22 protein-coding genes are annotated in these 26,554 nt (G+C 38.1%); 15 read left to right on the forward strand and 7 right to left on the reverse strand.

Annotation, left to right across the window (positions count from 1 at the left end):
* Positions 1-32: 32 nt before the first annotated feature.
* Positions 33-938: a UbiA-like protein EboC gene (gene eboC / locus COR50_RS01925; protein WP_232516253.1), complete on the forward strand. Its 906-nt coding sequence runs from the start codon at positions 33-35 to the stop codon at positions 936-938.
* Between the two features lie 158 nt (positions 939-1,096).
* Here eboC and COR50_RS01930 read toward each other — a convergent pair whose 3' ends face one another.
* Both COR50_RS01930 and COR50_RS01935 read right to left on the reverse strand, forming a co-directional pair.
* Positions 1,097-2,356 carry a porin family protein gene (locus tag COR50_RS01930; RefSeq protein ID WP_098192407.1) on the reverse strand — a complete coding sequence of 420 codons (1,260 nt, stop codon included), beginning with the start codon at positions 2,354-2,356 and terminating at the stop codon, positions 1,097-1,099.
* A gap of 92 nt (positions 2,357-2,448) precedes the next feature.
* A complete protein-coding gene (locus COR50_RS01935) occupies positions 2,449-3,078 on the reverse strand; it encodes a LuxR C-terminal-related transcriptional regulator (protein WP_098192408.1) in 630 nt (209 codons plus the stop codon).
* 186 nt (positions 3,079-3,264) lie between these two features.
* Between COR50_RS01935 and COR50_RS01940 the strand changes: the two genes are divergently transcribed.
* From COR50_RS01940 to COR50_RS01960, 5 genes are all read left to right on the forward strand, one after another.
* Complete coding sequence (locus COR50_RS01940; protein WP_098192409.1) at positions 3,265-4,434, forward strand: 3-dehydroquinate synthase; 1,170 nt, start codon at positions 3,265-3,267, stop codon at positions 4,432-4,434.
* Positions 4,435-4,527: 93 nt separating this feature from the next.
* Positions 4,528-5,742 carry a metabolite traffic protein EboE gene (gene eboE, locus COR50_RS01945; protein WP_098192410.1) on the forward strand — a complete coding sequence of 405 codons (1,215 nt, stop codon included), beginning with the start codon at positions 4,528-4,530 and terminating at the stop codon, positions 5,740-5,742.
* A gap of 34 nt (positions 5,743-5,776) precedes the next feature.
* Positions 5,777-7,147: an alkaline phosphatase family protein gene (locus COR50_RS01950; protein WP_232516254.1), complete on the forward strand. Its 1,371-nt coding sequence runs from the start codon at positions 5,777-5,779 to the stop codon at positions 7,145-7,147.
* Positions 7,148-7,187: 40 nt separating this feature from the next.
* A complete protein-coding gene (locus tag COR50_RS01955) occupies positions 7,188-7,793 on the forward strand; it encodes a class I SAM-dependent methyltransferase (RefSeq protein ID WP_098192411.1) in 606 nt (201 codons plus the stop codon).
* A gap of 234 nt (positions 7,794-8,027) precedes the next feature.
* Positions 8,028-9,374, forward strand: coding sequence for a Gfo/Idh/MocA family protein (locus COR50_RS01960; protein WP_098192412.1), 1,347 nt, complete (start codon positions 8,028-8,030; stop codon positions 9,372-9,374).
* Positions 9,375-9,483: 109 nt separating this feature from the next.
* Here COR50_RS01960 and COR50_RS01965 read toward each other — a convergent pair whose 3' ends face one another.
* Entirely contained in the window at positions 9,484-11,271 is a 1,788-nt protein-coding gene (locus COR50_RS01965; protein ID WP_098192413.1) for a DUF885 domain-containing protein, read from the reverse strand.
* Between the two features lie 655 nt (positions 11,272-11,926).
* Between COR50_RS01965 and COR50_RS01970 the strand changes: the two genes are divergently transcribed.
* The 4 genes from COR50_RS01970 (at position 11,927) to COR50_RS01985 (ending at position 15,479) form a co-directional block, all read left to right on the forward strand.
* Positions 11,927-12,478 (forward strand): RNA polymerase sigma factor, encoded by a 552-nt coding sequence (locus tag COR50_RS01970; RefSeq protein WP_098192414.1) that lies wholly within the window; start codon positions 11,927-11,929, stop codon positions 12,476-12,478.
* 41 nt (positions 12,479-12,519) lie between these two features.
* Positions 12,520-13,680 carry a FecR family protein gene (locus tag COR50_RS01975; RefSeq protein WP_098192415.1) on the forward strand — a complete coding sequence of 387 codons (1,161 nt, stop codon included), beginning with the start codon at positions 12,520-12,522 and terminating at the stop codon, positions 13,678-13,680.
* A 446-nt stretch (positions 13,681-14,126) separates the two neighbouring features.
* A complete protein-coding gene (locus COR50_RS01980) occupies positions 14,127-14,588 on the forward strand; it encodes a hypothetical protein (protein ID WP_098192416.1) in 462 nt (153 codons plus the stop codon).
* Positions 14,589-15,017: 429 nt separating this feature from the next.
* Positions 15,018-15,479, forward strand: a complete 462-nt coding sequence (locus COR50_RS01985; protein WP_098192417.1) for a hypothetical protein — start codon at positions 15,018-15,020, stop codon at positions 15,477-15,479.
* Between the two features lie 121 nt (positions 15,480-15,600).
* Here COR50_RS01985 and COR50_RS01990 read toward each other — a convergent pair whose 3' ends face one another.
* Positions 15,601-15,894: a hypothetical protein gene (locus COR50_RS01990; protein WP_098192418.1), complete on the reverse strand. Its 294-nt coding sequence runs from the start codon at positions 15,892-15,894 to the stop codon at positions 15,601-15,603.
* 535 nt (positions 15,895-16,429) lie between these two features.
* Between COR50_RS01990 and COR50_RS01995 the strand changes: the two genes are divergently transcribed.
* The 5 genes from COR50_RS01995 (at position 16,430) to COR50_RS02015 (ending at position 19,448) form a co-directional block, all read left to right on the forward strand.
* The gene (locus tag COR50_RS01995; RefSeq protein ID WP_098192419.1) at positions 16,430-16,780 is read left to right on the forward strand and encodes a hypothetical protein; all 351 of its coding nucleotides are present in this window, start codon (positions 16,430-16,432) and stop codon (positions 16,778-16,780) included.
* Positions 16,781-16,948: 168 nt separating this feature from the next.
* Positions 16,949-17,308 carry a hypothetical protein gene (locus COR50_RS02000; RefSeq protein WP_098192420.1) on the forward strand — a complete coding sequence of 120 codons (360 nt, stop codon included), beginning with the start codon at positions 16,949-16,951 and terminating at the stop codon, positions 17,306-17,308.
* 27 nt (positions 17,309-17,335) lie between these two features.
* The gene (locus COR50_RS22710; protein ID WP_098192421.1) at positions 17,336-17,797 is read left to right on the forward strand and encodes a MauE/DoxX family redox-associated membrane protein; all 462 of its coding nucleotides are present in this window, start codon (positions 17,336-17,338) and stop codon (positions 17,795-17,797) included.
* A 160-nt stretch (positions 17,798-17,957) separates the two neighbouring features.
* On the forward strand, positions 17,958-18,311 hold the full coding sequence (locus COR50_RS02010; RefSeq protein ID WP_098192422.1) for a hypothetical protein: 354 nt from the start codon (positions 17,958-17,960) through the stop codon (positions 18,309-18,311).
* Positions 18,312-18,395: 84 nt separating this feature from the next.
* A complete protein-coding gene (locus COR50_RS02015) occupies positions 18,396-19,448 on the forward strand; it encodes a hypothetical protein (protein WP_098192423.1) in 1,053 nt (350 codons plus the stop codon).
* A 12-nt stretch (positions 19,449-19,460) separates the two neighbouring features.
* Here the strand turns inward: COR50_RS02015 and COR50_RS02020 are convergent, their stop codons facing one another.
* The 3 genes from COR50_RS02020 to COR50_RS02030 are packed head-to-tail and all read right to left on the reverse strand — an operon-like array spanning position 19,461 to position 25,846.
* Positions 19,461-21,038 carry a peroxiredoxin family protein gene (locus tag COR50_RS02020; protein WP_098192424.1) on the reverse strand — a complete coding sequence of 526 codons (1,578 nt, stop codon included), beginning with the start codon at positions 21,036-21,038 and terminating at the stop codon, positions 19,461-19,463.
* A 43-nt stretch (positions 21,039-21,081) separates the two neighbouring features.
* Positions 21,082-22,452: a RagB/SusD family nutrient uptake outer membrane protein gene (locus COR50_RS02025; protein WP_098192425.1), complete on the reverse strand. Its 1,371-nt coding sequence runs from the start codon at positions 22,450-22,452 to the stop codon at positions 21,082-21,084.
* A 10-nt stretch (positions 22,453-22,462) separates the two neighbouring features.
* Positions 22,463-25,846: a SusC/RagA family TonB-linked outer membrane protein gene (locus tag COR50_RS02030; RefSeq protein WP_157760586.1), complete on the reverse strand. Its 3,384-nt coding sequence runs from the start codon at positions 25,844-25,846 to the stop codon at positions 22,463-22,465.
* Between the last annotated feature and the right edge of the window lie 708 nt (positions 25,847-26,554).

The raw sequence follows: 26,554 nt of genomic DNA on the forward strand, positions 1-26,554 counted from the left end.
TATACCATAGATGAAAACCTAATAGAATTTTTGTGCAATACATAAAGTATAAATTATTAGCATACCTCCGCTTAATGCGCTTTGCCAACATCCTGACAGCAGTTGCAGATGTAATGGCTGGCGTTGCCATTGCCGGTTGGGCAAAAGTCCCCTTGATTGTAGATATCGATTCAATATTACAAATCACCTGTTTATGTATAGCAACTGCCGGGTTGTATGGCGGCGGCGTCGTCTTCAACGATATATTTGATGCGGAACTAGATCGTGTAGAACGACCGGAAAGACCGATACCCAGCGGCGCGGTATCAAAAACACAAGCTATTATACTGGGCATTTATTTGCTGTTGATCGGAATTTTTGCAGCCTTCACCATTAGTATATTGACCGGTTATATCGCTATTGCAATAGCAGCCTGTGCCTTGATATACAATAAATGGGGTAAACACCGGGGATTCCTCGGGCCAGTCAACATGGGAATTTGCAGGGGATTAAACTTGTTACTCGGCATGAGTATTATCAATGAATCTATTGATAGCATGGGCTGGGTCGCTATTTTGCCAATTGTATATATCAGCGCGATCACATTGATTTCGCGGGACGAGGTACATGGGGGACAAAAAGGCCCCTTGAGGATTGCGGCTACCTGTTATTTCCTGGTGTATGCAACGATATTGTTCATCGCTTATATGAATGGTAAGATATGGCAAGTGCTACCATTTATAGCCATATTCATTTTCTTAACAAACCGGCCTTTATTAAAAGCTATCAAAAACCCGGTAGGCCCCAATATAGGGGCGGCGGTAAAAGGCGGAATCATCGCGCTAATTGCAATGGATGCTGCATGGGCTGCCTCGTTTGCAACTTTACCTTATGCGGTTTCCGTCCTGTTATTATTACCGGTTTCCCTAATAATTTCTAAATGGATATCGGTGACTTAATTGACATACATTCAATCCTGTTACCAAGTATAAATAAATAAGGAACGGCTGCTGGAAAAATAAATTCTAGCAGCCGTTCCGTTTACTACACCCGTACTCATCGTATTGATTTATACCCAGCAGAACAAGTGTGGCAAAATATTACCGGCAAATAGCGATTACCTGAAACTATATTTTAACAAAACTTGCGTACTATGAAAACGCGTTTTATCACCGCTAGTCCAACCGATGCCATTACTAAAGTTATATCTCGCTTCTACTTCAAACTTATTAATATGAATCCCTCCCCCGAATAACAAAGCTTGCTCCACACCATATATTTCGTCGATTTCCTTCCCGTTACCCGGAAAATCTTCTTTCTCAACACTGAACTCATTGTTGGATTCACTTATTTTAAAATTGTTCGCTATACCCAAATTTACAAATGGCTGCACCTTCTTACTTGTGAATTGATAACGTAATAAAACATTTAAACCCAGGTATGACAATGCCACATGAAACTTCCGTGTTTCCGTAACAGCGGCATTCACTTCCTTGCTCTCTTCTTTATGAATGTCGAAACTACGGTATAGAAGCTCTCCAATCACACTGAAATTATTCCGGTAACGGGTAAGTGGCAACTGTAGAAATATCCCCGGTTCGACCAGGAATTTCGAGAACTCACCGGAACCGATTAATTTTCTTGCATTATAGTAATTTGCAAAAGTTGGCGCTACAACGATCCCCCAGCGAATGTGGTATTCATCATCATTACCTAGTACAGCCACCGGTTTACCGGCAGCATCCCCGTATTTACATTTAACATAAATATCAATAGCATTAGTAAGGCTCTCAAAAGTATAAGTAAGCCCCCCGATATTCACTTCAGGACAACTTCCTATTGACTTTACCAATTCATTCTTATATTCGGGATGATCGACGACGGTTTTAGTAATATCATCATAAACACTGTAATTCGTTAACGGGACGAATGCGCCACCATCATCCTCCAGGATATAATAAGAATAAGGTCCATCCAACGAATACCTGTAAAGTTTTAGTTTATGGTTATAAACCAGTTCTATAAATACATGTTCGGTCTCGATATCTCTCGATGTCTTCCTGGCGCCCGTTGCATAGGAGATATTTCGATCCGTGATATCCAGGGTAAGTTTCTTTGAAAGGTAAAGCTTCTGATCTTTTTCATATCTAAAACCGGCAATTTGATCAGGGTTAAACCTTTCCGAACGATCCTTTCTAGCTTTTTTGTACAGGATATACTTGGCGGTTACGGCGCCAGACTTTCGATTGATCCATCCATGCAAACTATCGCCGTTTAGTTGAATGATTGTACCCCTTTCAAATCTCTGACCGAAGGAAACCGGGGTAATAAAAAGAAGTAAGCAGGTTAATGCTAATAATGAATAAAAGATACGCATAGGTTAAGGGTTCAAATAATCTAATAAATATTAATTATATAGATCATAAGATAGCACTTTACTTGATAATTTTAAAATAATTGAGCACTAAATTAATAAACCGACAGTCCCATCCGGATTGCCTCCTTTACTAAACCTGCCGTGTTTTTTACGGCCAATTTTTGAGTCATATTGAGCCGGTGTGTTTCTACGGTTCTTAAGCTAATACATAATTGATCCGCAATTTCCTGGTTGGTAAATTCTTCTGTTATCAACTTTAATACTTGCCGCTCCCGCTTGGTAAGGGATACCGCATTGACTGGAGAAGGTTTACGCTTATTTTCAGCCGGTAAATTTTCGGCCGCTTCTACATTATCGGGGAATTCTCCCCTATGTACTTCCCGGATGGTACGGTGCAAGGTTGTGTCATCACAATTTCTATGAATAAATCCATCTACCTTTACATTGCCGTAATGATGCTGTAGGCCCTTATTGTAATTTCTTGAGAGCAATACTATCTTAATATGCTTAACCGGGTTTTCCCAGCCTACAAGTGCACTCACAGCGGCTTCGCCATCCCAGATAAAAACATCTACCTGCTCCAAAATTTGACGATCCCTTAAAAGCGCTTGCCCATCAAGGCCGGAAGCCACTAATTCAAAAGAAGGGTCAAAAGAAAGCATCCTGGAAAGCCCATGAATGACAATCCACTGCTCGCTAAAAATGGCTACTTTAATTCTCATAGTGCATTAATTAACATTATGACACGGCAATTTTCCGTTGTTCAACTGGCATCAACAGGCTATAAATTCATACCGGGATCCAGTCAAGACCATTTGCGGATCAACCTGGGGTCGCTTCCTGTTTTTTTTGTACATTAGCTTCCTTTATAAACTAATTTATCCTTTCGATTTTATACGGAACCAGTGATGGAGCAAATAGAACAATCATTTAGTGTTGCATTCAGATACCCGGTATTTTTTACAGAGAACCTTTTCGGGATCGATAATGCAAGTTTTTCAGACTTCCTAGCTTCACAAGCCCATCCAAACGTCCGCAAGAAACTAATTTTCGTGATGGACGAGGGCGTGAAAAACACCCATATTGAATTGGATAAGGAGATCGCGGCTTATTGTGAGCAGATCCAAGGCTTTGAATTGGTCGAAGAAATACTGATCGTACCGGGTGGGGAGCCGGCCAAGAACGACCTGCAATTATTTTATTGGTTGCTCAACGCTATCGATACTTTTAAAATCGACCGGCATTCTATCATCGTTGCGATCGGTGGTGGAGCGGTCCTGGACCTGGTAGGATTTGTTGCAGCTGTTGCGCACCGGGGAGTAAAGCATATCCGTATTCCAACGACGGTTTTATCGCAAAATGATTCTGGCGTCGGGGTAAAAAACGGGATCAATTACCATGGTAAAAAGAACTTTATAGGAGCTTTTGCACCGCCAATTGCAGTTTTTAACGATTATAAGTTCATCGGGACTCTAGACGAAAGGGACTGGCGTGGCGGGATGGCAGAAGCCATTAAAGTAGCCTTAATCCGTGATGGAGAATTTTTTCAATGGCTGGAAACTAATGCCGGCGGATTATCGAAAGCGGAACCAGGCGCGATGCAATACATGATTTACCGATGTGCAGCCCTGCATATGGCCCATATTGGTAAAGCGGGAGATCCCTTCGAAAGTGGATCCAATAGGCCGTTGGATTTTGGTCATTGGAGCGCACACAAACTAGAGCAGCTTACCGATTTCGAAATCAGGCATGGTGAAGCGGTAGCGATCGGCATCGCGTTGGACAGCGTGTATTCTTATTTATTAGGCTGGTTAGATAAATCTTCGATGGTGCGGATCATCGACTTATTAAGGGTATTACGTTTGCCGCTGTATCATCCATTGCTGGAAACTACCGGCGATGAAGATGAAAGCAGTGCCGATATGAATATCATAGCGGGTTTGGAGGAATTCCGGGAGCACTTGGGAGGAGAATTAACCATAACCTTATTGCAGGGAATCGGTAAAGGAGTAGAGATTCACGAAATCGATGCAAAATTACTCCAGGAAGCAGTAAATATATTAAGAGATCAATTTTAAAATACCTTTCATCTATTTGGTAAAAATTTGGCCCCAAGATTAAGTAAACAAGTAATTGTTTCATTGTTTTTATTAGCCAAATTGTAAACAAATATGCAAACATCATACGGCCATCTTACATACTGTACGAATATCCACGCAGGCGAAAACTGGCAAGATCATTTTTCCCAACTGAAAGAGCATATCCCGAAGGTAAAAAGAAACCTGAAACAAGAAGGCCCTTTCGGGATCGGGTTAAGGCTGTCTAACCTGGCTAGCCTGGAATTAAGTAAAGAAAAAAACTTACAAGTATTCCAAGATTGGCTTAATGCCGAGAATGCTTACGTGTTTACGATGAACGGTTTCCCCTATGGGGGATTCCACGATACCGTTGTTAAAGATAAAGTGCATGAACCCGACTGGAGCACCAGCGAAAGGGTTGCCTATACGATCCGGCTTTTCAGAATACTCGCGGCCTTATTACCGGCAGGCATGGAGGGAGGCATCTCCACTTCACCCCTTTCTTACAAGTTGTGGCATACACGCTGCCATGAATCCATCGCCATGACTATGGAATCTTGCACCTTGAACATATTATTGGTAGTAGAACACCTTGCCAAACTCAGGCGATCCGGTGGGCCCTTGCTGCACCTGGATATCGAACCTGAACCGGGTGGACTGATCGAAAATTCCAAGGAATACACCGATTGGTATTTTCAATATTTACTTGCAGCCGGGATCCCATTCCTGCAAGACAAGATGGGCATAGATGAAGCCGCCGCCATAGATACGATCAAAACACATATCCAGTTATGTTACGATGTTTGCCACTTCGCCATCTCTTACGAAGATCCTATCCTGGTGTTGAACAGGATGAGTTCTTACGGGTTAAAAACCGGGAAGATACAGGTCAGCGCCGCATTAAAGTCGATCATGTCAAAAGAAGAGGATCAACGCAAAGCGCAAATTGAATCATTTAAAAAGTTTGATGAACCAACGTATCTCCACCAGGTGATCGCCAGGAAATCAAATGGTCAATTACTTCATTACCCGGATATGCCACAAGCATTGGAAGACGGGATGAACCCGGAAGTTTCAGAATGGAGAGCGCACTTCCATGTCCCTGTATTTTTACAGGAATACGGGGCGTTGGCTTCCACGCAAGACGAGATAATAAAAGTGTTACAAAGACAAAAACAGAAACCATTTTCCAAGCACCTCGAAGTTGAAACATATACTTGGGATGTGTTACCGGAAAAGTTACAAGTTAATATTGACCAGGCTATAGCCCGGGAGCTAAGCTGGGTACAACAACATTTAGAGCATTAAGAAACATTAGCTTTTATAGGAATTTTAATGATCCATGATGAAAAAGACAACAGTAATCGATGTCGTAGGCTTATCTTCTTCACTAATCGGTGAACATACGCCCTTCTTGAAACAATATGTAGCCCAACATGGCCTGTCTACCATCAAACCTATGTTTCCCGCTGTTACCACCAGCGTACAAAGTACTTACCTAACCGGCAAATTGCCGAATGAACATGGCATCGTGGGAAATGGCTGGTATGACCGAACCGATTGCGAGGTGAAATTCTGGAAACAGTCTAACCGCCTCGTGGAAAGTGAAAAATTATATGAAAAAGCCAAGCAGGCAGATCCGCTATTTACATGTGCGAAGATGTTTTGGTGGTATAATATGTATGCCGATGTTGATTTCAGTGTAACGCCACGACCTAATTACTTGTCGGACGGGCGAAAACTACCGGATTGTTATTCCCATCCCGCGAGTTTGAGAGATTCATTGCAAAAAGAATTAGGGCAGTTCCCGCTATTCAATTTTTGGGGACCCAATGCCAATATAAAATCAAGTAAATGGATTGCCGATGCTTCTATAATGGTAGATCGTTGGCATCACCCTACCTTGCAATTAATATACCTGCCGCACCTGGATTACTGCCTGCAAAAGTTCGGGCAGGACTTGTCCAAAATTTCGAAGGAATTGAATGAGATCGATTCACTGGTGGAAGAGCTGGTGCGTTATTTCGAATCCGAAGGCAGCCGTGTTATTATCTTGAGCGAGTACGGTATTACGAATGTCTCCAAACCCATCCACCTGAACCGAATTTTCAGGCAACAAGGTTGGATCGCGATCCGTGAAGAGCGTGGTTTGGAACTATTAGATGCAGGTGCTTCTAAAGTTTTCGCCGTGGCAGATCACCAGGTGGCACATGTATACGTCAACGATGCGTCGATCATCAACCAAGCCAGGGAAGTATTAGAGTCGGTACCCGGCTTAGAATTGATACTTAACCGCGAGGGTAAAAGGGATTATTTCATGCAACATGAAAGGAGCGGCGATTTTGTATTGATGGCAGATAAAGATAGTTGGTTTACTTACTATTACTGGATGGATGATGCGAAGGCGCCCGATTTTGCCAGGATTGTAGATATCCACCGCAAGCCGGGCTATGATCCGGTTGAAATGTTTACCGACCCCGAGGATAAGCTCGTCATGCTGAAAGTTGCCTGGAAATTATTGAAGAAAAAATTAGGATTCCGTTACCTGATGGATGTAATTCCCCTGGATGCTACACTAGTAAAAGGGTCACACGGGAGAGTTACAACGGATAAGGACTATCACCCGGTTTTTATTAGTAATTTTGAAGCGGCCAACAAGGAGTTGGAAGCAGTGGATATTTATTCACTCATCTGGAACCATTTGAATTCCTAACGAATGCTACTTATTTGTTATATCAATTAAAGTACTGACAATGGAAAACAAAACACATTGGGAACAAATATACCAATCCAAATCAGACGAGGAAGTAAGTTGGACGCAAGCCTCACCGGTAACTTCCATAAGGTTGATTCAAGAATTGAATTTATCACCCCTAGACCCGGTCATTGATATCGGCGCGGGTAATTCAAGATTAGCGGAGCAATTATTACAGCTAGGTTATAAAGATATTACGGTCCTGGATATTTCAGGTGCTGCTATAGAAAAATCAAAAGCAAGGCTCGGTGAAGCCGCCGGTAAAATAAACTGGATCGTTACGGATATCTTGAATTTTCAACCCAAACGGAGGTACGCTTTATGGCATGACAGGGCCACCTTTCATTTCTTGACCGAACCTTCGCTGCAAGAAAAATATATCCAAATTGCCAATTCATGCGTAGACAAAGCCGCCGTCATTGCCACCTTCTCAAAAAATGGTCCCGCTAAGTGTAGCGGCCTAAAGGTACAACAGTATGATGCAGCGAGCTTAAGCCAGGCATGGCAGGCTTATTTTCCCAAAGCAAGCTGTTTTACCGAAGAGCATATCACCCCGTTCAATACACGCCAGGAATTTTTATTCTGTAAATTTGAAAGGATATAAATATTTCTTCTTTTCCATACGGTGAACACCATTCCCCGAATATACCTGCATGCCTTAAGGTATAACCCGCCTATCCATCAACACTCCCATTTTTTATAAATCAACGTTTCATCCTTTAATATTTCCCACTCATACAAAAATGCTTGCAATCGGTTGCAATAAATAGATTTAAATAGTAAATTGGGGTTGTTCACGTTATTTTAAACTGGTTTAACGAGCCTTTAATTCAACAACATGCAACGAAGAGACTTCATAAAAAACAGTGCAATCGCCGGGGCTGGTGCTGCCGGGATGACGATCCTGAACTTCCCAGTTTTCGGCAAGAACGCACCCAGCAATAAAATCGTACTTGGCGTAATGGGTGTAAACTCCCGCGGAAACTGGCTGGCACAGGTAGCCAGCAAGCTACCGGGCGCTGAGATAGGCTATATCTGCGATGTGGAAGATGGTGCCATCAAGAAAGGACTTGATGCCGTAGCTAAATCGCAATCGAAAAAGCCTACCGTAATAAAAGATATCCGGAAGTTGGTAACGGTAAAAGATGTAGACGCCATCATGATCGCATCTCCGGATCATTGGCATGCACCGGCAGCCATCATGGCTTGCGCCGCGGGAAAACACGTTTACGTGGAAAAGCCATGCAGCCATAATGCCGCTGAAGGCGAAATGCTCGTTGCAGCTGCAAAGAAATATAACCGTTTCGTACAAATGGGCAACCAAAGGCGCTCCTGGGTAAACATTAACCAGGCCGTAAAGGAAGTTCGCGATCAAAATATACTTGGTAAAGTTTACTACGCCCGCGGATGGTACGCTAATAACCGCGGACCTATCGGGGTTGGTAAGAAAGTTGCAGTTCCAACTACCTTGGATTGGAACCTTTGGCAAGGTCCTGCACCGAGAAAGGATTTCCTGGATAACATCGTTCATTATAATTGGCATTGGAGATGGCATTGGGGCACCTCAGAAACCTGCAATAATGCCACGCATGAATTAGATTGCATGCGGTGGTTCCTCGATGTGCAATTCCCCACCAAGGTCACTTCCGCAGGTGGTCGTTATGCATATAGCGGTGATGATTGGGAAACCCCGGATACCCAAACGCTGAACTTCGAATTTGACGGCGGGAAATCTATTTCCTGGGAAGGACGAAGCTGCAATGCTTTCAAATTAGAAGGCAGTGGCCGTGGCTTCGCATTATTCGGTGAAAATGGTAGCCTTTATAATAACGGTGGCGACGGCATTAAAATTTACGATGCTAAGGGTAAATTAGTTCGTGAAATCAAGCAAGCCGGCGCTAGTGAAAATCAAAACGTGGTTAATACCGTGAGTCCTGCCGGTGAGCAAAGCGATGCCATCCATATCCAGAATTTCTTGGAAACTATCCGTGGTAAAGCGAGCTTAAATTCACCTGTTACCGAGGGACATAAAAGCACCATGCTTTGTCACCTAGGTAATATTGCCCAAAGAAGCGGTAGCATTTTAGAATGCGATCCCAGTAACGGGCACATCCTAAATAACGATGAAGCTGCCAAGTTATACTGGGGAAGGGAATACGAGAACGGATGGGCGCCTAAAGTATAACATATCAATTATAATGATCCCATATAACCGCTACAGGTTGTAGCGTATTAATATATAGAGATCGCAAGAAGTTTACCTTACTTGCGATCTCTTTTTTTAACTATAACATTTATCTGTTTTGACCATCAGCCCATTTATCCATCTTCCTTTCCAAGACCGACAGCGGTAGGCAACCATCCAGTAATAGGGCATCGTGGAAAGCAGCAATAGAAAATTTGTCACCGAGCATTTGCTGGTACTTGTGCTTTAGCTCCAGTATCTTCAATTCACCGATTTTATAAGATAATGCTTGCGCAGGGATAGCCATGTAACGTTCAATTTCGGCAGTGGCTTCCTGTTCGGAGATTGGCTCATTTTGCATCATGTAAAAAATGGCTTGTTCCCTAGTCCAACCTTTATGATGCATTCCAACATCAACAACTAAGCGTATGGCCCTGTGCATTTCATCCGTAAGGCGGCCGAAATACATGTAAGGATTCGTATATAAGCCCAGGTCTTTACCTAGTCCTTCACAATACAAAGCATACCCTTCACCGTAGGCGCCTATCCAGCTAAACCTGCGAATCTTTGGAAGGTTCGTATTCTCTTGTTGTAAAGAAATCTGGAAATGATGCCCCGGTATTGCTTCATGTAAAAAGAGGCATTCCATCCCGGTATAACTAAATTCCTTGGCGTTTAAAATCGGCACATAAAATATGCCGGGGCGGGAACCGTCAGCGCTCCCCTGGATATACTCTGCGCTTGCAGAAGCCGCGCGGAAGGCTTCGGTTTGCCTCACCTCGAAAGGTGTTTTGGGAATCCTGCCGTACATTTCTTTCACCTTGGGCATAATCTTATGTTCTATCGACTTAAAAGAATCGATAATAGCACCCGGTGTTTCAAATATTTTAAACTGCGGGTCCGTTTTTATGAACTGGAAGAAAGACGATAAATCATCGCGGTACCCTACTTGATTCTTGACCTTCTCCATCTCCGAGCGGATCCTGGCAACCTCTTGCTGTCCCGTAGCAAAAATTTCATCGGGGCTTTGATCGGTCGTAGTCCAGTATTTTATCAAGAATTTATAATAAGCCTTGCCACCGGGTACATCCTCAATACCGGAAGATTTCCTCGCCGCCGGTAAATAATCATGTTGTAAGAAATCCGCGAGCTTTCCATATGCCGGGACAACATAAGTTTCGATCGCCTCCTTGTAACGTTTAGCCAAGGCCATTTTTTCATCATCATCTAGCTTGGAAGGCAAACTAGCCAAGGGTGCATAAAAAATATTACTAGCCGAATCTTTTGTGGCCAAGCTTTTTAGCTGCGGGATCGTTTTTACGACCAATGCCCTAGGTTGAACATACCCCGTTTTCATACCGGTTTGCATATTGGCAATCGCCGTATCTACCCATACTTGGAACAGCCGCATCCTGGAGATAAAATTATCATAGTCCTGCACCGTTTTAAACGGCTGTGCACTGGAGCCGGAACCGAGTTGCGGAAAACTTAAGATCAGCCCTGTAAATTGTTGCACGGGCATCAGGTTGTCATGAAATGTAAGACCTTCTCGCCCGGTAGATAATTCGCGCTGTAATACTTCGTAGCTGAGCTTATCATTATCAGTACAACCGGTTGTGTCGATAGTTTCAAGTTTCTGCTGGTAAACCGCGTAAATAGAATCTAATTTTTCACGGAAGCCCGCGCTGATATCAAGTGTAAGTTGATCATTATAACGGTCATCGCTGTTGAAAGTAGCATCGACAGGAAATAGCTTAACCTTTTCCTCGTAATACTGATCGAGTAATTTTTGCAGCTCGGCAGAAGCGCCGGTCGATTCCGCCGGGGTAGACTTGGGTTGACAGGCTTGAAATACAAGACCTAAGAGTAGCACAGGATAGCGTAGTTTCAAATACATAAAGTATGGATTTAGGAATGAAGTTATAGAAAATCCGGGGTATATAAGTGGAACTGACATTAAGACAAATTTCTCAAGTGAGACTTAACATTGTATGGTTAGCATAATTAATTCAGCTATTTTTTCCCTGACCTTTTTCAACAGCAATTATTCTCATAATGAAAAAATAATTCTCATTATGAGAAATAGAAGTTGCAAAATAAAAGTTCAATTCCACATAATAAAAATAATTACAAACTATTATATCATATAAAAAAACTATTTAAATATATTGTTAAATTACAAACTAAGTACCAGTTAGGCTTCCAAATTCTTCACTAACGTCAATAGTTAAGATATTAATAATATATTAAACACTCAATACAATATTGTTCTGAAAAAAATCCAAATAACGGTAATGAATAATAACGTAAAAATTAAAACCGTTATTTCTAACTTTACGTTAATAATATTAAGTCTAAAACAAGGAATCGCCTGTTTTCAACTTTGCGAGGGGGGTGAATACATCAATCAAAGTCAACATAATCATGGAGCCGGGGTCGAGTTTTGCTATGTATAATCACGTAACCTAATTGTAGGGGATTGAATCATCGTCTAACGCCTACCCATTTGCCAAAGAATAACAAAACAGGTATTCGTAAAGCCTTTCTTTAACATGGAGGTACAAGATCAACTAATATTCCTACAGAAATTGCAGGACGGGGATCTACAGGCTTTCGAGCAATTGTACCGGGACACCCGTGCATGGCTCGTGGTCGTTGCAATTACGATCGTGAAAGAGGAAGCTATCGCCGAAGAAATCGTACAGGACTTCTTCATTAATTGCTGGAAGGAACAAACTTTTACCGGGACAACTTTTACGAGGCTCGAAGCTCTTAAAGCCTATCTTCATAGGTATATCAAGAATGTAAGCCTCAACGTTTACAGGAAGGAAAGCACCCGCAAAAAAAGAATTGCCGAAATAATGATACCGGAAGATCATGTACTACAAAATGATCTATTGGAGCCGGAAGAATTAACCAACCGGATTTCTAGCGCCCTGGACAGCCTTACACCCAGGGAACAAACTTCCTTCGTACTCGCCTACATCCACCAAAAAACCAGGCGCGAGATCGCCTCGCAAATGCAGGTGAGTGAGAATACGGTAAAGACACAATTAAGAATTGCCCTCAAGAAAATGCGGGAAGTATTAAATCTTACAAATTGAACTGCTAATATCATAACTAGGCCGTTCACAACAATATCAATATGAATTGGGAGCCAGAACATATTCACCAACTCATGACCGAGAAATTGGCAGGCACCATCAGCGCACCGCAGGAACAATACCTCGATGAGCTGATCGAGAATGATGCCGTTGCCAGGGAAAAGTGGGAAGAAATATCCAAACCCTTCAAAACGGAAGATATCAACAACCGTTTCGAAAGGTTTAGTGCAAAAAACCACCCGATCGATTTTGCCAGTATCATCCCCGGCGAAAAAAAGGGAAAGCGCAATATCATCAAACCGGTTATCATTACTACCGCCAGTATTGCGGCCTGTATCGCTATCGTCTTCTTTTTGTTGAACCCTAACCGGAACAATTCAATGATTTTCAGCAATTCCGAAACTTGGAATGATACAGCGGCTTACACGCAATTAAAATTATCCAACGGCGATATCATTAACCTCGGTATGGATACCGGCCTCGTAGCCGTGGGAAGTAGCAAGATGAATAATTTAAACCGTACTTTAAGCTACCATGTAAATGAAGATCTACCCGCGGGTATCAGTACCCTGATGGTACCTATAGGCTTAAACTACAAGATCACCCTCAGCGATGGAACCGAAGTTTGGCTCAATTCGCAGACACGCATGCAGTTTCCCTTTAAATTTAACAGCAAACAACGGGAGGTAGCCATTCACGGCGAAGCCTACCTAAAAGTAACGCGGGATGCGAAACACCCATTCATAGTACATCTCGATGATAAGCGCGTGGAAGTATTAGGTACAGAGTTTAACGTCAATGATTATAACAAGGATAAAGTTGCCGTCTCATTGGTAAACGGTTCCGTAAAAATGCATACCGCCGATGCATCCATAGTGTTGCAGCCGGGCAAACAAGTAACCGTTACGCCCGGGGAAAAGTCCGCTTTAAAACAAGAACCTTTCGATGCAAAGAAAGTATTGGGATGGCGCGATGGCATATATTATTTTGATAATGCCAGGCTGGAAGAAATTTGCAAGGTACTGCCCAGGTGGTACGGCATAACGGTGGTGATGGATAACAATACGATCGCCGGTACGCTCTTTAGCGGTACAGTGGACCGAAATCAAAAGATCGATATATTCTTGGAAAATCTTAGTTTAACAGCCGGCGTTCAATCTTATTTTGATAGCAAAGGAATATTGCATTTCAAAGAATCATGACAAAATTTTATCGTGCTCAACAGAATTATTTTTAAAATAAATTATGGATATGTCAAATTATTTCGCTAATATAGCAAATAGAACATTCGTCTAATTATCTACATACATCAATCAAGTCATTATTCATCCGATTATCCCCTGATTCTCAGACTTGATACAATGCACTCGAAAGTGCAAAAGTCATTCCCGGGCAAATGCCCGGGATTTTTTGTTACCAACAATTACTGCTTCCCTGGCGTAACACGACTGCCTTACTTGGATGCACACGGTAAACAATCCACCACTGAATACCCAATTATGAAACTCTCATTCTCATTTCGAAAATTTCAGCTTCAATAACAAACGATTAACAAAATAATGTCGATAATTTCATTTATTTACAGTCGCCTTGGAAACCGGTTATACCATATCAACAATGCAATTACAATCAACCAAAATTAAGACCCATGTATTTTGAAATCGACAACCGCGTATTTGGACGGCATCCAACTCATTCTAAGAAGCTCCCTTACGACTGGAAAGACTGGGTGATACCTACCGCAGCATCGATAGACTTTTATTATGAACACCTGAATCAATGGCTGATACAAAAGATCAGGCATAAAGACGGTTGGGTGAAATCGTTTTATTGCTATATCTCCAACCCGATGGTTTTAACAGCGATCAACGATCAATCATACCTTGCCCAATGTTATATTCACCGTGGCCCTATCCTTGCAGAGCATTATAAATTAGATTATAAAGGCCTGTATTTAAAAGAAGGAACTACTATAGACACCTACCTTCCTTACAAGGGAATCAGGTTAAATATGCGCCAGGGATTTTATGCCATCAAATGGATAGAGCGACCTCTTGATTGCCCTGCATATCCACAATATTACCTGGATAGTTTCTTCCGGAGGATATAAAAAAAATATTACAAATGCGATCGATTTCAATTTTTCAAATGACCTTCCAGTAAACTTTACCGGATTGATCCACGTCTTACAAAATTGTAAGTCGATATAAAATTTTTTTGCTACAATTCAATATCTATAAGGCTTACATAGCTTTATAAAAACTGTCGTGTTCAAATAATTCATCCAATAAAACCGATTCTTTAAAAGAGGAAAATAGTTTTATCGAAAAAAGATTAAGAACCCGGCACAATACTATGTTTATCAATTAATTAATTTTTTTGAAAAAGTCATTAACAATTTAGTTTTCAAAAAAGTGACGCTATTATAATCAATTTACCTACATTTGCAAGCAGAGTTTTTAACCCTAAAACTCCCTGGTAATTACGTTACTGATAACCTAGTTTAAGATCGTTTATTTTTAAATTTCAATCATTAAAAATGATCTTCTTAATCACAAAACCTTCCATGCCTTCTTACAAGTTTATTAACACCAATAAAATCCCGGAAGAACGACTCGATTGGGTAACCGGCAATCCTTTCCATACCAACTACGTAAAAATCGAGTCGCATGAATGGATGATCTTGGGTCACCGGCATGGAAAATACCGGGTGTGGACTTTCCGTTTCAGGATTAGTACTACTACGGAGCTAAAATTTTGGAACATCATGCCCTTCCATGCACAGGTAGTTATATACAAGGGAGTACTCCGTGTAAGGCACCGCCGTATACCCGGGGAATTGGAATTAAGAAATGATATGTTCGAAGGATATATTCCCAATACGGGTATCTCTATTTGCCTGCAAGCCGGTGAACATATCGTGAAGATGTTGGAATATCCTAATGGCCTGGATGAGCGCTTTACCAGGCAAGAGCTCGGTGAGATTTTTAGTGAATGCTAAGCAGGAGGGCTGAACACACAGGTAGATGAATCATGCTGCAAAACTTGTTATTCAAATTCTCAAAATAACAATCAGACTTTCACGAAAGGAGATAATATTTTTAGCATCTATGCCTTGAAGATTATTTTTTACCTCTTGACCGGGTTTTCTTAATACTAGGGTTATTGGCTTCAATAATCTTTAGCAACAACGCGTTAAACACAAGGAAGTGCTCGTAAAGTTCCGGATCTTCCTTGTATCTCGATTTAATTATCTCCAACATAAAGCTGATCTCTACTTGGTATTCCTTCAGCCAAGCATGATAGGTATAAGTAGTAATGCCGGCGTCTTTGCATACCTGCTTTACGGAGCTGCCTTGTACCCTTTGCTCGATTAATGCGAGGGTTTTGTCTATGGAATAATACTTTTTCTGCATGAATTAAAGGTACGGAAGAATAACCGTGCATGATAAAAAAAATCAACCTTATCGATTGATTCGCAATAATTTGCAATTAACTTTTCAGATTTAAATTTCTTATTAAAATCAGCTCTCACTATCCCTATAAACCCTCGACCACATTGCTTTTACACCAAATCATTACTTGAGAGTATAATTTTTGATATGAAAATCACACTATCAATTCAACAGGATAATTTTTTTTTCAGCCTCTCTCATTTTAACAGGTTAACAATCAATTTAAAACTCCTTTTCAAAAAAAATATATATATGCTTCTTTGAAACTGCAATTTAAAAGCACCCAAGCATCTTAATTTAGTGATTGTAACCGCAAGGGGTTATATGAACCAATGCCCGGAGTTGATATTGTTTTATTGACGTTAACCAAAGAAAGGATGTATGATTTTATCTTGTAAGATTCGGGGAGTAAAAATAATCATCCATCATTGATGGATACTAATCATAGTTGGCACCAGGTCGGCAAAATGAATTTCCCAAATCTAATTAGTTAATTATGAAAACGATCAAAAATAGCATAGGGGTTGTCCTTGCACTTTTTGCGGTTGGCGGTAGTATTGCGATTGGGGCAGAGAACAGGGCTATTACACCGATAGAAGGCTGTTTTGTCGCTCATGGATTACAAACTCCACTGGATCCTGGATGGGTACCACCAACAAATCCATATGAACAGCAGTTCCAAGAAATCGTTCCAGCGGTTACTATAATTGACATACAAGTCCCAATAGTGATTTCTGAACCTGATTTCCAATGTCCTAATCCGCAGCAAACCGTTTGTTGCTATGAGATTGAGGAAACCACCCCTGGTGTATTTCAAATAGTACGGGTATACTACAAACAAGACTGATATTATAAATTATAAATAACAACTGTAACCTAAAAGCATTGAGTCCTGGTAATTTTGATTTCAAAACCCGGAGTAAATAACTAAAACCAATGCCAGGAAATAAAACAATAAATCATTGTCGTTAACCAAGGAAGGACTCATGATTCTATCACTTAAAAATTCACTATCATGAAGAACTTACGATTTTTTACAATTCTTAAAATACTCTTTTTGATTGTAGTAGTAGGCGGATCTATTAAAGCTGCTGAAAGATCAATGTCCCTAATGGAAGGATGTTTTAGTCAAGTTAATACTATACATGGAATTTATGCGGAGAATAATGGGCCTAGCAATCCACTTGGAGATCAATTTATTTATGTGTTTGAAGAACCATACAATACAGATGTGCTGGATACTCAACTCGATCATTTGATCGAAGGTCCCCATTTCACTTGTTTAGATCCATTGGATGTAGTTTGCTGCTATGATGTAGAATATGAAACTAGTACAGGAACTTACAAAATATATAGGGTGTACTTCAAAAGCTAAATAATTGAATTTAAACTATAAAAACCAATGGATACTAAATCAATCACGCTGAAAAGAAAAATAAATAAGAAATCAATTATTTCAAGAGCTATACAAGAGATTATTACAGGGCTCTTAATCATTTTATGGGCATACACTGGTATTTCTAAATTAATGGATCATGATGAAACATTGTTTAACATGGCACGATCTCCGTTTATTGATAAATATGCACTTTTCTTATCATGGTTAGTACCCATTACAGAATTATCTCTGGTAGTATTACTATCTATCAATAAATTTAGACTAATTGGGTATTATATCTCATTATTTTTATTGACATCATTTACTATATATATATATGCCATGTTGAATTACAGCTACTATCTGCCTTGCTCATGTGGAGGAGTATTAAATAAGATGACATGGCAGGACCATTTATATTTCAATATTGGATATACCATTCTGACTATAATTGGAATATTAATTATAAGTAAAACAAACAAGTAACTCTCTAATTATCTCGCATAAAAACATTGACAAATCCTCCAATTCCTATTAAATAATTTTAAGAGTTTCCAATAGCTATTAGTGAAAGGCACGGTTGACGAACTGTAACTCTCAAGCCTAAATTGAGAAAACCAATTTTCTAATTCTAAAAAAGTTAATCATGAAAATTTTAAGAAACAGCTTAGCAGCAATCATCGCTTTATTTGCTGTAGGTGCAACTATCGCATCACAGGCAAAAGTTAGTGCAGTACCTCCTACTCAAGAAGGATGCTTTGAATCTTCATCCATCGTTACTGATCCTATAGGATGGACAGCTCCAACTAATACAAGTGGTAATCAATATGTGGATATTACAACATCCGTTGTCTTAGATGATTTTCAAGCACCTTTGGAAATTGATAATCCAGTGTCAGAATGTTTGGAACCGCAACAAACAGTTTGTTGCTATGAACTTAAAGAAACATCACCAAATGTCTTTGAAATCAAAAGAGTATATTATAAACAAAATCTTTAATATACTTCAAGAGATTGTAGGGTATGTACCCTACAATCTCTTAACAATTAGGCTTAATAAACATATCTGAAATAGTTAAAATTAATGAGAAAAAATATAATAATAATTGGAATATTGCTACTAAGTTTAATAACAATATCAATTCTATTATTAAACACATTTAATAGTAGAAATGGGTTCAAAAGGATTTACATTTCAAATGATATTGTTCTGAGTAAGGAATTCAATCTAAAATCCTTACCCGTAAAAATTAAGGATATATGCAATATCGATGATAAAAATAAATATTTATATATTTCAACATTTGATCCAAGATTTTATTTCATATTTGATGACAATTTGAACTTATTGGATACTTTAAAAATAGGCTTTGACACAAAGCTAACTCAATATGTAAAATCTGGATTCGATGCCTCCGTTGTTGATTCAGTACTCTTAATTTATGCAAAAAATGGGGGATTTATTATAAGACATAATATTGGATCAGACACCTATAATACATTTAGTACAGAATCAAAACTGATTACAAAATCTGTAACATTAGATAATACGTACTCAACATTAAGAATATTCAATAAAGATAATTCCCAATCATTTATAAAAATAAACAATCAAAATGGGAAGGAAGTAGCAAAGGGGAATATTTTAGATAGTGATATAAAGAGTGGTTTCTCAACTGATGGAATGCTCGTATCTAACCATAATGACTCTTTAATACTATATATACAATATTATACTAATAAATTCTACTGCTTAAATAAAAACTTAGAATTAGTTTATGAAAGCCATACGATAGACACAATATATCATAACCCTATTGAAAATGGCAAATTTCACACAAAAAAAAGCGGTCAATTCATGCCCGAAGTTCCACTCAAAATTATTAATAAATATGCAGACTCTTATGAAGATAAACTTATTATTAATTCCAGTTTGATTGCGGACAATGATCCTTTGAATCTACTTCAAAATAGTTATATTTTTGATATATATAGTGCATTAAATGGAAACTATATATCAAGCATTACAATCCCAAAAAACGGAACCAAAAGTTTACATGATTTCAAAGTATACCACAACAAACTTATTCTATTATGTGATAATAAATTACTGATCATAAATGCTAATCTACCCTAATAAATTGGAGAGTTACAAATTTTCATTCAATACTCTCCGCAAATGAGCTCCGTCATCAGCATGAATATTCTTGAACCTTTCAATAATACGACCATTTCTACCGATTAATACTATAGTCGGATATGCGACTATGTTATAATGTTCAATTACTGGATGATATTGATGCTTATCTTCTGTAAATAGATACAGACTGCCGGGCACAAAGGCGGGATGGCTAGAATTAGCTCTAAGATTATTTGATCCGGATATAGAAATGGAAACAAATTTAATGTTCCTACCTTTATATTCCTCCTCTACCTTCTTTAACGAAGGCACCATTTGAATACATCCCCTACAACCTGTAAACATAAAATCGATTAATACTAACTTTCCTTTATAATCCTTCAGTTCATGATAAAACATATTTGTATCAGGCAAATTGAAATTATAAGCAATTGCGCCAGATGAACTTTTGATAAATTTTTTATATTCTAATTCCAGGGATTCTTTAAGTCTATTATTATTCTCATCTGGCAATCTACCAACGAAACTATCTATTGCAGTATATAATTCTCTACTTGATTCATCAAAACGGTACATACATTTCCATAAATAATTGCAAACAATCCAATTTTTTACAGGCTCATAGTCAATATTATTCAACATATATTCGTATAACCTATTAGAAAATTTATCACTATTTTCAATTAAATTTTCAGGATGCTCCATATTATACCTAACAAATATTTTCTTATAAATCAACTCTTTAAATCCACGTGGAGGATAAAGAATTGAAGAGTCTAACACGATGGAACTACTAATTAAGTTTTTATATTTATTATATAACAAGAGTGATTTCTTGTCTCTATAATTTAATCCTATCTTTTTATTATAATAGAAGAATTCATCAATATCATAACAAAACATTGGTATATATTGCGCTCGGATAATATTCATAGCTCTTTTTGTAACATGATCTTTATAAATGTCCATCGTTTTATTGATAACATTCAGAACCTGACTAGACACTTTCATTATTGAATCAACTAATAGATTTTTATCTCCTTTGTAATCGGCATCAAATCTAGGGCTATATATAGGATATTTAAACAATCCAATATTATTTACAATTTGCTGCGTACACCAAAATTTCTCAGCCCCTTTACCAAACACATCTAATCCGAAAGTGTAGTTTCCCGACTGTTTATTTCCAACCGCAAACAATAAATTCAAACTATCTCCTGGCTCAACTAATAGATGAAAACCAGCATATCTACTATCGAGAACACCAAAAGCAACGAAATCAATCGATGGAACAGCATTTATCATAAAAAATTTTGGGGAATTAAGGTTTGTTGTAAAATAAAAACGCCCATTACTAACCTTAATAACCGTATCAATATTATTAGGATCATAACTTGTGACAGCTCCAAAATCTTTTATAAAATCTTTACCTTGAATTCTTACAGTTAACCACTCTCTTGGAACAATCCCCTCTAGAACAATTTTTGAGTCTTTGATTTCATTGGATTCAACCTGTCTATCTTGACCCAAAGAAAAATTGTTAAATTGAGCTAATACAACAAAAGCTAATACTAATATTAATCTCATAATTACACATTTAACTTTTACCAAAATCCTCTACTTAATAACATTATTTATCCCAACCTTCATTTTGAGCCAATTTGGTACCTTCAATTACACTATGAGGTATTGGAAATGTATATTTAAAAGATCTTGGTTCTAATAAATACTCTTCTCCGTTAATAACTCTTTTTTCTGTATTATTGTATTCTCCTACGGTAGTAAGTCTTCTAACATCGTACCAGCGAACACCCCTAAAAATCAGCTCCTTCCGTCTCTCTTCAATAACTAGTTTAATAATACTGTCTTTACCAATTGAATGAGATACAGGTATGTATGTCCCTGTCTTGAATCTTTGTATTAATAAGGTATTTATATCTTCAATAGATTCTTTTAAATTACCAATCCTAGCATTAGATTCCGCTCTATTTAGATAAATCTCGTCAACAGCTAAGCCGCCGAATTGTAACCCACTACCAGCATACGAACCGATATACGAAGCCTGTCCACTTGCATTGTATTTAAAAAACAGCTCCTTTCGCAGGTCATTATCATCAAATTTCTTTATTAGATTAGAATCAATAATTAGTCTACTGCTAGAAAAAGGATAAAGAGTATTATAGAATATAATTTCACTATTTTCTTCAATTCTACTGAAAGGATAAGTTCCAACATTATCAATATTATTGTAATTCATTAAATGAGAATAATTTGACAATAGAGAATCTGAATACTTTTTGCTGGATTCATAATTTGACATACTTAGATATATCCTCGAAAATAATGCCCAAACGGCTAATTTATTAGGTCTTGTAAAATATTCCGAACCCATTGGTAGATAATCTACAGCTATTCTAAGATCATTAATTATAAAATTATATAGATCGACAACTCTTGAGTTTTTTAATACTTCGTTTATGTTCGTACTAATTTTTATAGGAATTGTCAATTCTTGATTATCTGAAGAAGGATTATAGGGATTAGAAAATATTTGTGCTAGTGCAAAATAATTGATAGCCCTAAAAAAATGTGCTTGCCCAATTACGGACCTGAAACGCTCATATTCCGTATTTGATATTGGAGGGTTAATGGCATTCATTCCCTCAATTACGAGATTGCATAACAATATTCTGGAATATGCCGTATTCCAATCCGGCAAATTGTTGTATGGTGTCGATTCTGTCCATGAATAAGCATTTTTTTGCCAATCAATAAAACCATTCCCAAATACTTGTTCAGTAACATAGAAAGATGTTGTTGCAAATAAACCCAAACACGGATATGAGCTATTTAATTTTGCTCCGTTATTCAATAAAGAGTAATAATCATCTATAGTTTCTGGAATAACTAAAGATCTATCTGGCTTAATATCTAACCAATCATTACAAGATGAACAAACCATAACCGAACAAGCCGTAACTAATATATAAATGTATTTCATACTTTATATTTTAAAGAAAATCTACTTTAATTCCTAATGAGTAGCTTATTGGACTAACAAGACTATTAACATAATCAGGATCAATCCCAACCGTATTCTTTTTCCAAATCAACCCTATATCATTTACATAACTATATACACTAATAGAATAAGGCATCTTCTTTAACTTATTCAACTTTCTTGGTATTGAATATGTAAGTCGAATATCCTTGAATCTAATATTATCACCACGTTCAGAGTTTATATCTGCATAGTTATAATAAGAATCCCGTGGACCTGAGATCGATTCAGGAAAAGATGGAACATTAGTATGCACCTCATCCCCCTTTTTCTTCCATCTTTGACTGAAATCCTTATGTCCAACATACTTCGACAATAGAGTACTATAAATCAATGATGGTCTTAAAAAGAAATAATCGAATTTATATAGCATATTAAAAGATAATTCCAAATTTCGATAAGAAAACGAATTTCTAATTGATCCGTATACCCGAGGGGTAATAGGTCCAATATATTTGACATCCTGAATTGTTATCTTAGATAATACTTCGTCAAAATTTGTTTTTTTATCACCTACATAAATCATTGGATCACCATTCTCAGGGTTCAAACCAGCCCACCTATATGCATATAAAGAGTATAAAGGCTTCCCCTTCTGCAATATCCCTTGTGTTGCAACATATCCAGCTGCACTCGTAGCTTCTTCATCATAATCAATTATACGATCATTATTATAACTCAACAGTAAACTTGTCCTCCATTTCATTTCGCGATCAACATTTAAACTATTTAATACCAAATCAATACCATACCCCTTTATTGATGCATAGTTTGTCAATAATGAACTTATCCCAGTAGTTTCATTTTGCCTTTGATTTCCAATTAAATCAGTAGCCCTCTTATTATAATATTCCAAACTTCCTGACACTCTACGCTTAAAGAATGAAAAATCAATTCCAAAATTTAGCATTTGTACTCGTTCCCATTTCAAATTTCTATTTGGCGGAGTAGTTAAATAAGCATAACTAAATTGACTAACATAATCTACTGTTGAAGAATAGCTGATAGTTGCATAATTAGCAACTCCACTGTAGGTATTACCATTTATACCATATGTAGCTCGAAATTTCAATTCATTTATCCAAGTCTTATTCTTAATAAAATCCTCCTCATAAAGATTCCATAAAAGCCCCACTGACCATAGTGGTATAATCCTTTGATTTGCTTTAACACCAAAATAATTAGAACCATCCATACGGGCACTTAAGGAAAGTGTATATTTATTATTAAAGGTAACTGCATTAGATGTAAAATAACTTATTGCTCGGTCTATTAAATAGGCGGTACTTAATGAGTTTCCTAAAGTAGATGAACCTCTGGGTCTTACAGCATATCGATTCAAATAATCAATATCTTTAAACTGTCCAGTCCTTGGATTGAATCCATAAAAAATTGAGCCATTAACATCCGTACTACCTTCTCTCATCTCTGCTCCAGTCGTAGAATTAATCTTAAAATCACCTAAGCTATTATTAATATAATTAATCGACCCTCTAACATTCCAAGAATTATAATCACTGTTTCTATTGCCTAAAATATTTCCAATGGGAATTGGATTTTGCACGTTTCCGTTATTATCTACATACTGAAATTTATTTATTAAATTTCTTACATAATAACTTTCAATGGAATTGTTATTTACATTCTTGGTATTCCTATATTGATATTGCGATCTGAGCTCAACATTCAGTCCAGATATAATATTATACCTGATACTTGCTCCAACTCTTATATCGTTCAACTTCGAACTAATATCGTTATACTCAAGTTCATTCAACGGCACATAATGCCAGTCTAGCAATTCCGGATAACCTACAGTGTCAATGTAAGCATCACGTAAACCACTACCTAAAACCGGAACAGCCAAATTATTCCCATCTTTATCTTTCAATTTATAGTAATTAGGTAGTGATCCAAAACTTTCAGAATTTGATTTAGTTTCAATCCTTGCAATATTTGTATTTAAACTGATTTCAACCCTACTCCCTACTTTCATCGTATTCCTAGCAGCAATTGTATATCGCTCGTTCTCATCTCCCACCGAATTCCCCCTATTCTTATCATAACCAAAAGATAAATAGTAATTATGCTTAAGACTTGCACCGCTTACATTCACAGCATATTGCTGGTTAATGCCATCTTGATATAAGTATTTACTTATATCCTTTCTTAAATCATTATCCTTATAATCATCTATAATACTATTTAATTGCGCATCAGTAATTTCACCTTTTCTATACTTTAAATATTGTTCGGAAAGCGAGGGTATCGCAGGATAGCGATTGAGCAAGGGATATAAATCATCGTACAAATCAAAATAGCCGCGATCATATAAAATTGATTCGAACTCTACACTGCTTGCTGCATCCATCTGGGGTAGATAATATAAATCCGGTTTAGAAACGACCGTAATATTTCCATTAAATGAAACATTTGTTTTTTTTGCACTCTTACCACTTTTTGTATTGATTACTATTACGCCGTTTCCGCTTCTAGCTCCCCAGATTGACGCGGCGGCGGCATCCTTTAATACCGTGATACTTTCAACATCATTTGGATTTAAACTGGCAATAAACCCGTTGGGATCTACATCGTTTCCCAGCGGAAACCCATCTACTACAATTAAAGGGTTAGCATTCGCCCTGATTGTACTAAACCCCCTAATACTAAAACTACTTTGCCCTTGCCTCAATTGCGAGCTCGTCGTATAATTCATACCGCTCACCACGCCTACTAAACGATCCATCACGCTTGTAGACACGGCCCTGTTCACTAATTTATTATCCATCTTAAAAAACGATCCCGGCGCCCGATCCTTATTCAAATCCTGGTAACCTGTCGAAACGGTTTCTACTGCCTTCAACATCACCATGCTCGGTCTCAATACTACATTCGAAATACTCGCCGAGTTCGCTCTTACCATTACCGTGTCGAACCCCAGGTAAGTTACCCTTATCCTCGCGGTGGAGGGGACATTGTTTAAAGTAAAATCTCCTTTAGCGTCACTTTTTGCTCCACGGAGGGTACCCACAATAGAAATGGTAGCACCCTCAATGGGCAAATCGTCAGGGCCTTTTACCCTGCCTTTTACATCAATTAATGTATCAACCAACATGTCCCGGATGTCCTGTAATGTCATATCGTATTTTTCCGGTTTCAGGGGCATCAATACGATCCGCTCTTCTTTGTACTGCCAAGTGATGCTCTTACCTTCGAAAAGGCGCTTCAGTAAAGCATCCAATTTTTGGTTGTTGCCGGGCGCGCTCGCTTCTTCCTGGTCTTTTACATACTTGGTTGAATAAAAAAAGCTGAGACCCGTTTGATCCTCGATCATCTGGAAGATCGATTTGAGCGGCATACTCCCCGTTGGGATATTCACCAGCTTGTCGCCCTGCTCGGTGCTATGAGCCTTTGCAGTGGCGCCTAGTAGACATATGCCTATCAAGCTAATGAAGAGATGCCGAAATGTTACACACAGGATTTTTTTCATCGGTAATCTTGCATTCTGGTTGATAAATAATCGTTGTGAAAACACAACTTGAATTAATAACAAGCAAACTTTAACGTGATAAGTAAATTCCCGTGCAAGACTACACAGGAAACCACCTTAATGGAATGTTGTCATATTGAGACATTGCAATTCTCTTGTTCATCACATGCATCTCACATCTGCAATAATTTGAATTAAAAATCCTTCTTAATAAGCATGTTGTGTCTTTAACATTCACTCGTTATTAGTATATGTGTAACGCAAGATTCTTAAGGCATGATAAATCAATTTATAAATGGCCCTAATTATTTTAGACTTTTCGAAAAGTCACATTAGAAGACTTGTCAATCAAATAAAAAAAAATGGTAACTCACTCGTAACCCACCTCCAACCGGAGATGATGTTTATTGGTGTATAATGTTTTTATTCCCCTTTACACTTATAAATGTTATTAACTACTCAAAAGGGTGATAAAAAATTAAACTTTTTTTAAAAAAAATTTAACCTGGGCATTCCATCTTCGATCTAAACCGATCTTAATTATTTCAATCT

Origin of the sequence: Chitinophaga caeni, from assembly GCF_002557795.1 — a bacterium.
GTDB lineage: Bacteria > Bacteroidota > Bacteroidia > Chitinophagales > Chitinophagaceae > Chitinophaga > Chitinophaga caeni.

Excerpts from the sequence above, each read along its gene's own strand:
- COR50_RS01930 (WP_098192407.1), bottom strand. The coding sequence starts at position 2,356 with ATGCGTATCTTTTATTCATTATTAGCATTAACCTGCTTACTTCTTTTT.
- COR50_RS01935 (WP_098192408.1), bottom strand. The coding sequence starts at position 3,078 with ATGAGAATTAAAGTAGCCATTTTTAGCGAGCAGTGGATTGTCATTCAT.
- COR50_RS01940 (WP_098192409.1), top strand. The coding sequence starts at position 3,265 with ATGGAGCAAATAGAACAATCATTTAGTGTTGCATTCAGATACCCGGTA.
- eboE (WP_098192410.1), top strand. The coding sequence starts at position 4,528 with ATGCAAACATCATACGGCCATCTTACATACTGTACGAATATCCACGCA.
- COR50_RS01950 (WP_232516254.1), top strand. The coding sequence starts at position 5,777 with ATGATGAAAAAGACAACAGTAATCGATGTCGTAGGCTTATCTTCTTCA.
- COR50_RS01955 (WP_098192411.1), top strand. The coding sequence starts at position 7,188 with ATGGAAAACAAAACACATTGGGAACAAATATACCAATCCAAATCAGAC.
- COR50_RS01960 (WP_098192412.1), top strand. The coding sequence starts at position 8,028 with ATGCAACGAAGAGACTTCATAAAAAACAGTGCAATCGCCGGGGCTGGT.
- COR50_RS01965 (WP_098192413.1), bottom strand. The coding sequence starts at position 11,271 with ATGTATTTGAAACTACGCTATCCTGTGCTACTCTTAGGTCTTGTATTT.
- COR50_RS01970 (WP_098192414.1), top strand. The coding sequence starts at position 11,927 with ATGGAGGTACAAGATCAACTAATATTCCTACAGAAATTGCAGGACGGG.
- COR50_RS01975 (WP_098192415.1), top strand. The coding sequence starts at position 12,520 with ATGAATTGGGAGCCAGAACATATTCACCAACTCATGACCGAGAAATTG.
- COR50_RS01980 (WP_098192416.1), top strand. The coding sequence starts at position 14,127 with ATGTATTTTGAAATCGACAACCGCGTATTTGGACGGCATCCAACTCAT.
- COR50_RS01985 (WP_098192417.1), top strand. The coding sequence starts at position 15,018 with ATGATCTTCTTAATCACAAAACCTTCCATGCCTTCTTACAAGTTTATT.
- COR50_RS01990 (WP_098192418.1), bottom strand. The coding sequence starts at position 15,894 with ATGCAGAAAAAGTATTATTCCATAGACAAAACCCTCGCATTAATCGAG.
- COR50_RS01995 (WP_098192419.1), top strand. The coding sequence starts at position 16,430 with ATGAAAACGATCAAAAATAGCATAGGGGTTGTCCTTGCACTTTTTGCG.
- COR50_RS02000 (WP_098192420.1), top strand. The coding sequence starts at position 16,949 with ATGAAGAACTTACGATTTTTTACAATTCTTAAAATACTCTTTTTGATT.
- COR50_RS22710 (WP_098192421.1), top strand. The coding sequence starts at position 17,336 with ATGGATACTAAATCAATCACGCTGAAAAGAAAAATAAATAAGAAATCA.
- COR50_RS02010 (WP_098192422.1), top strand. The coding sequence starts at position 17,958 with ATGAAAATTTTAAGAAACAGCTTAGCAGCAATCATCGCTTTATTTGCT.
- COR50_RS02015 (WP_098192423.1), top strand. The coding sequence starts at position 18,396 with ATGAGAAAAAATATAATAATAATTGGAATATTGCTACTAAGTTTAATA.
- COR50_RS02020 (WP_098192424.1), bottom strand. The coding sequence starts at position 21,038 with ATGAGATTAATATTAGTATTAGCTTTTGTTGTATTAGCTCAATTTAAC.
- COR50_RS02025 (WP_098192425.1), bottom strand. The coding sequence starts at position 22,452 with ATGAAATACATTTATATATTAGTTACGGCTTGTTCGGTTATGGTTTGT.
- COR50_RS02030 (WP_157760586.1), bottom strand. The coding sequence starts at position 25,846 with ATGATCGAGGATCAAACGGGTCTCAGCTTTTTTTATTCAACCAAGTAT.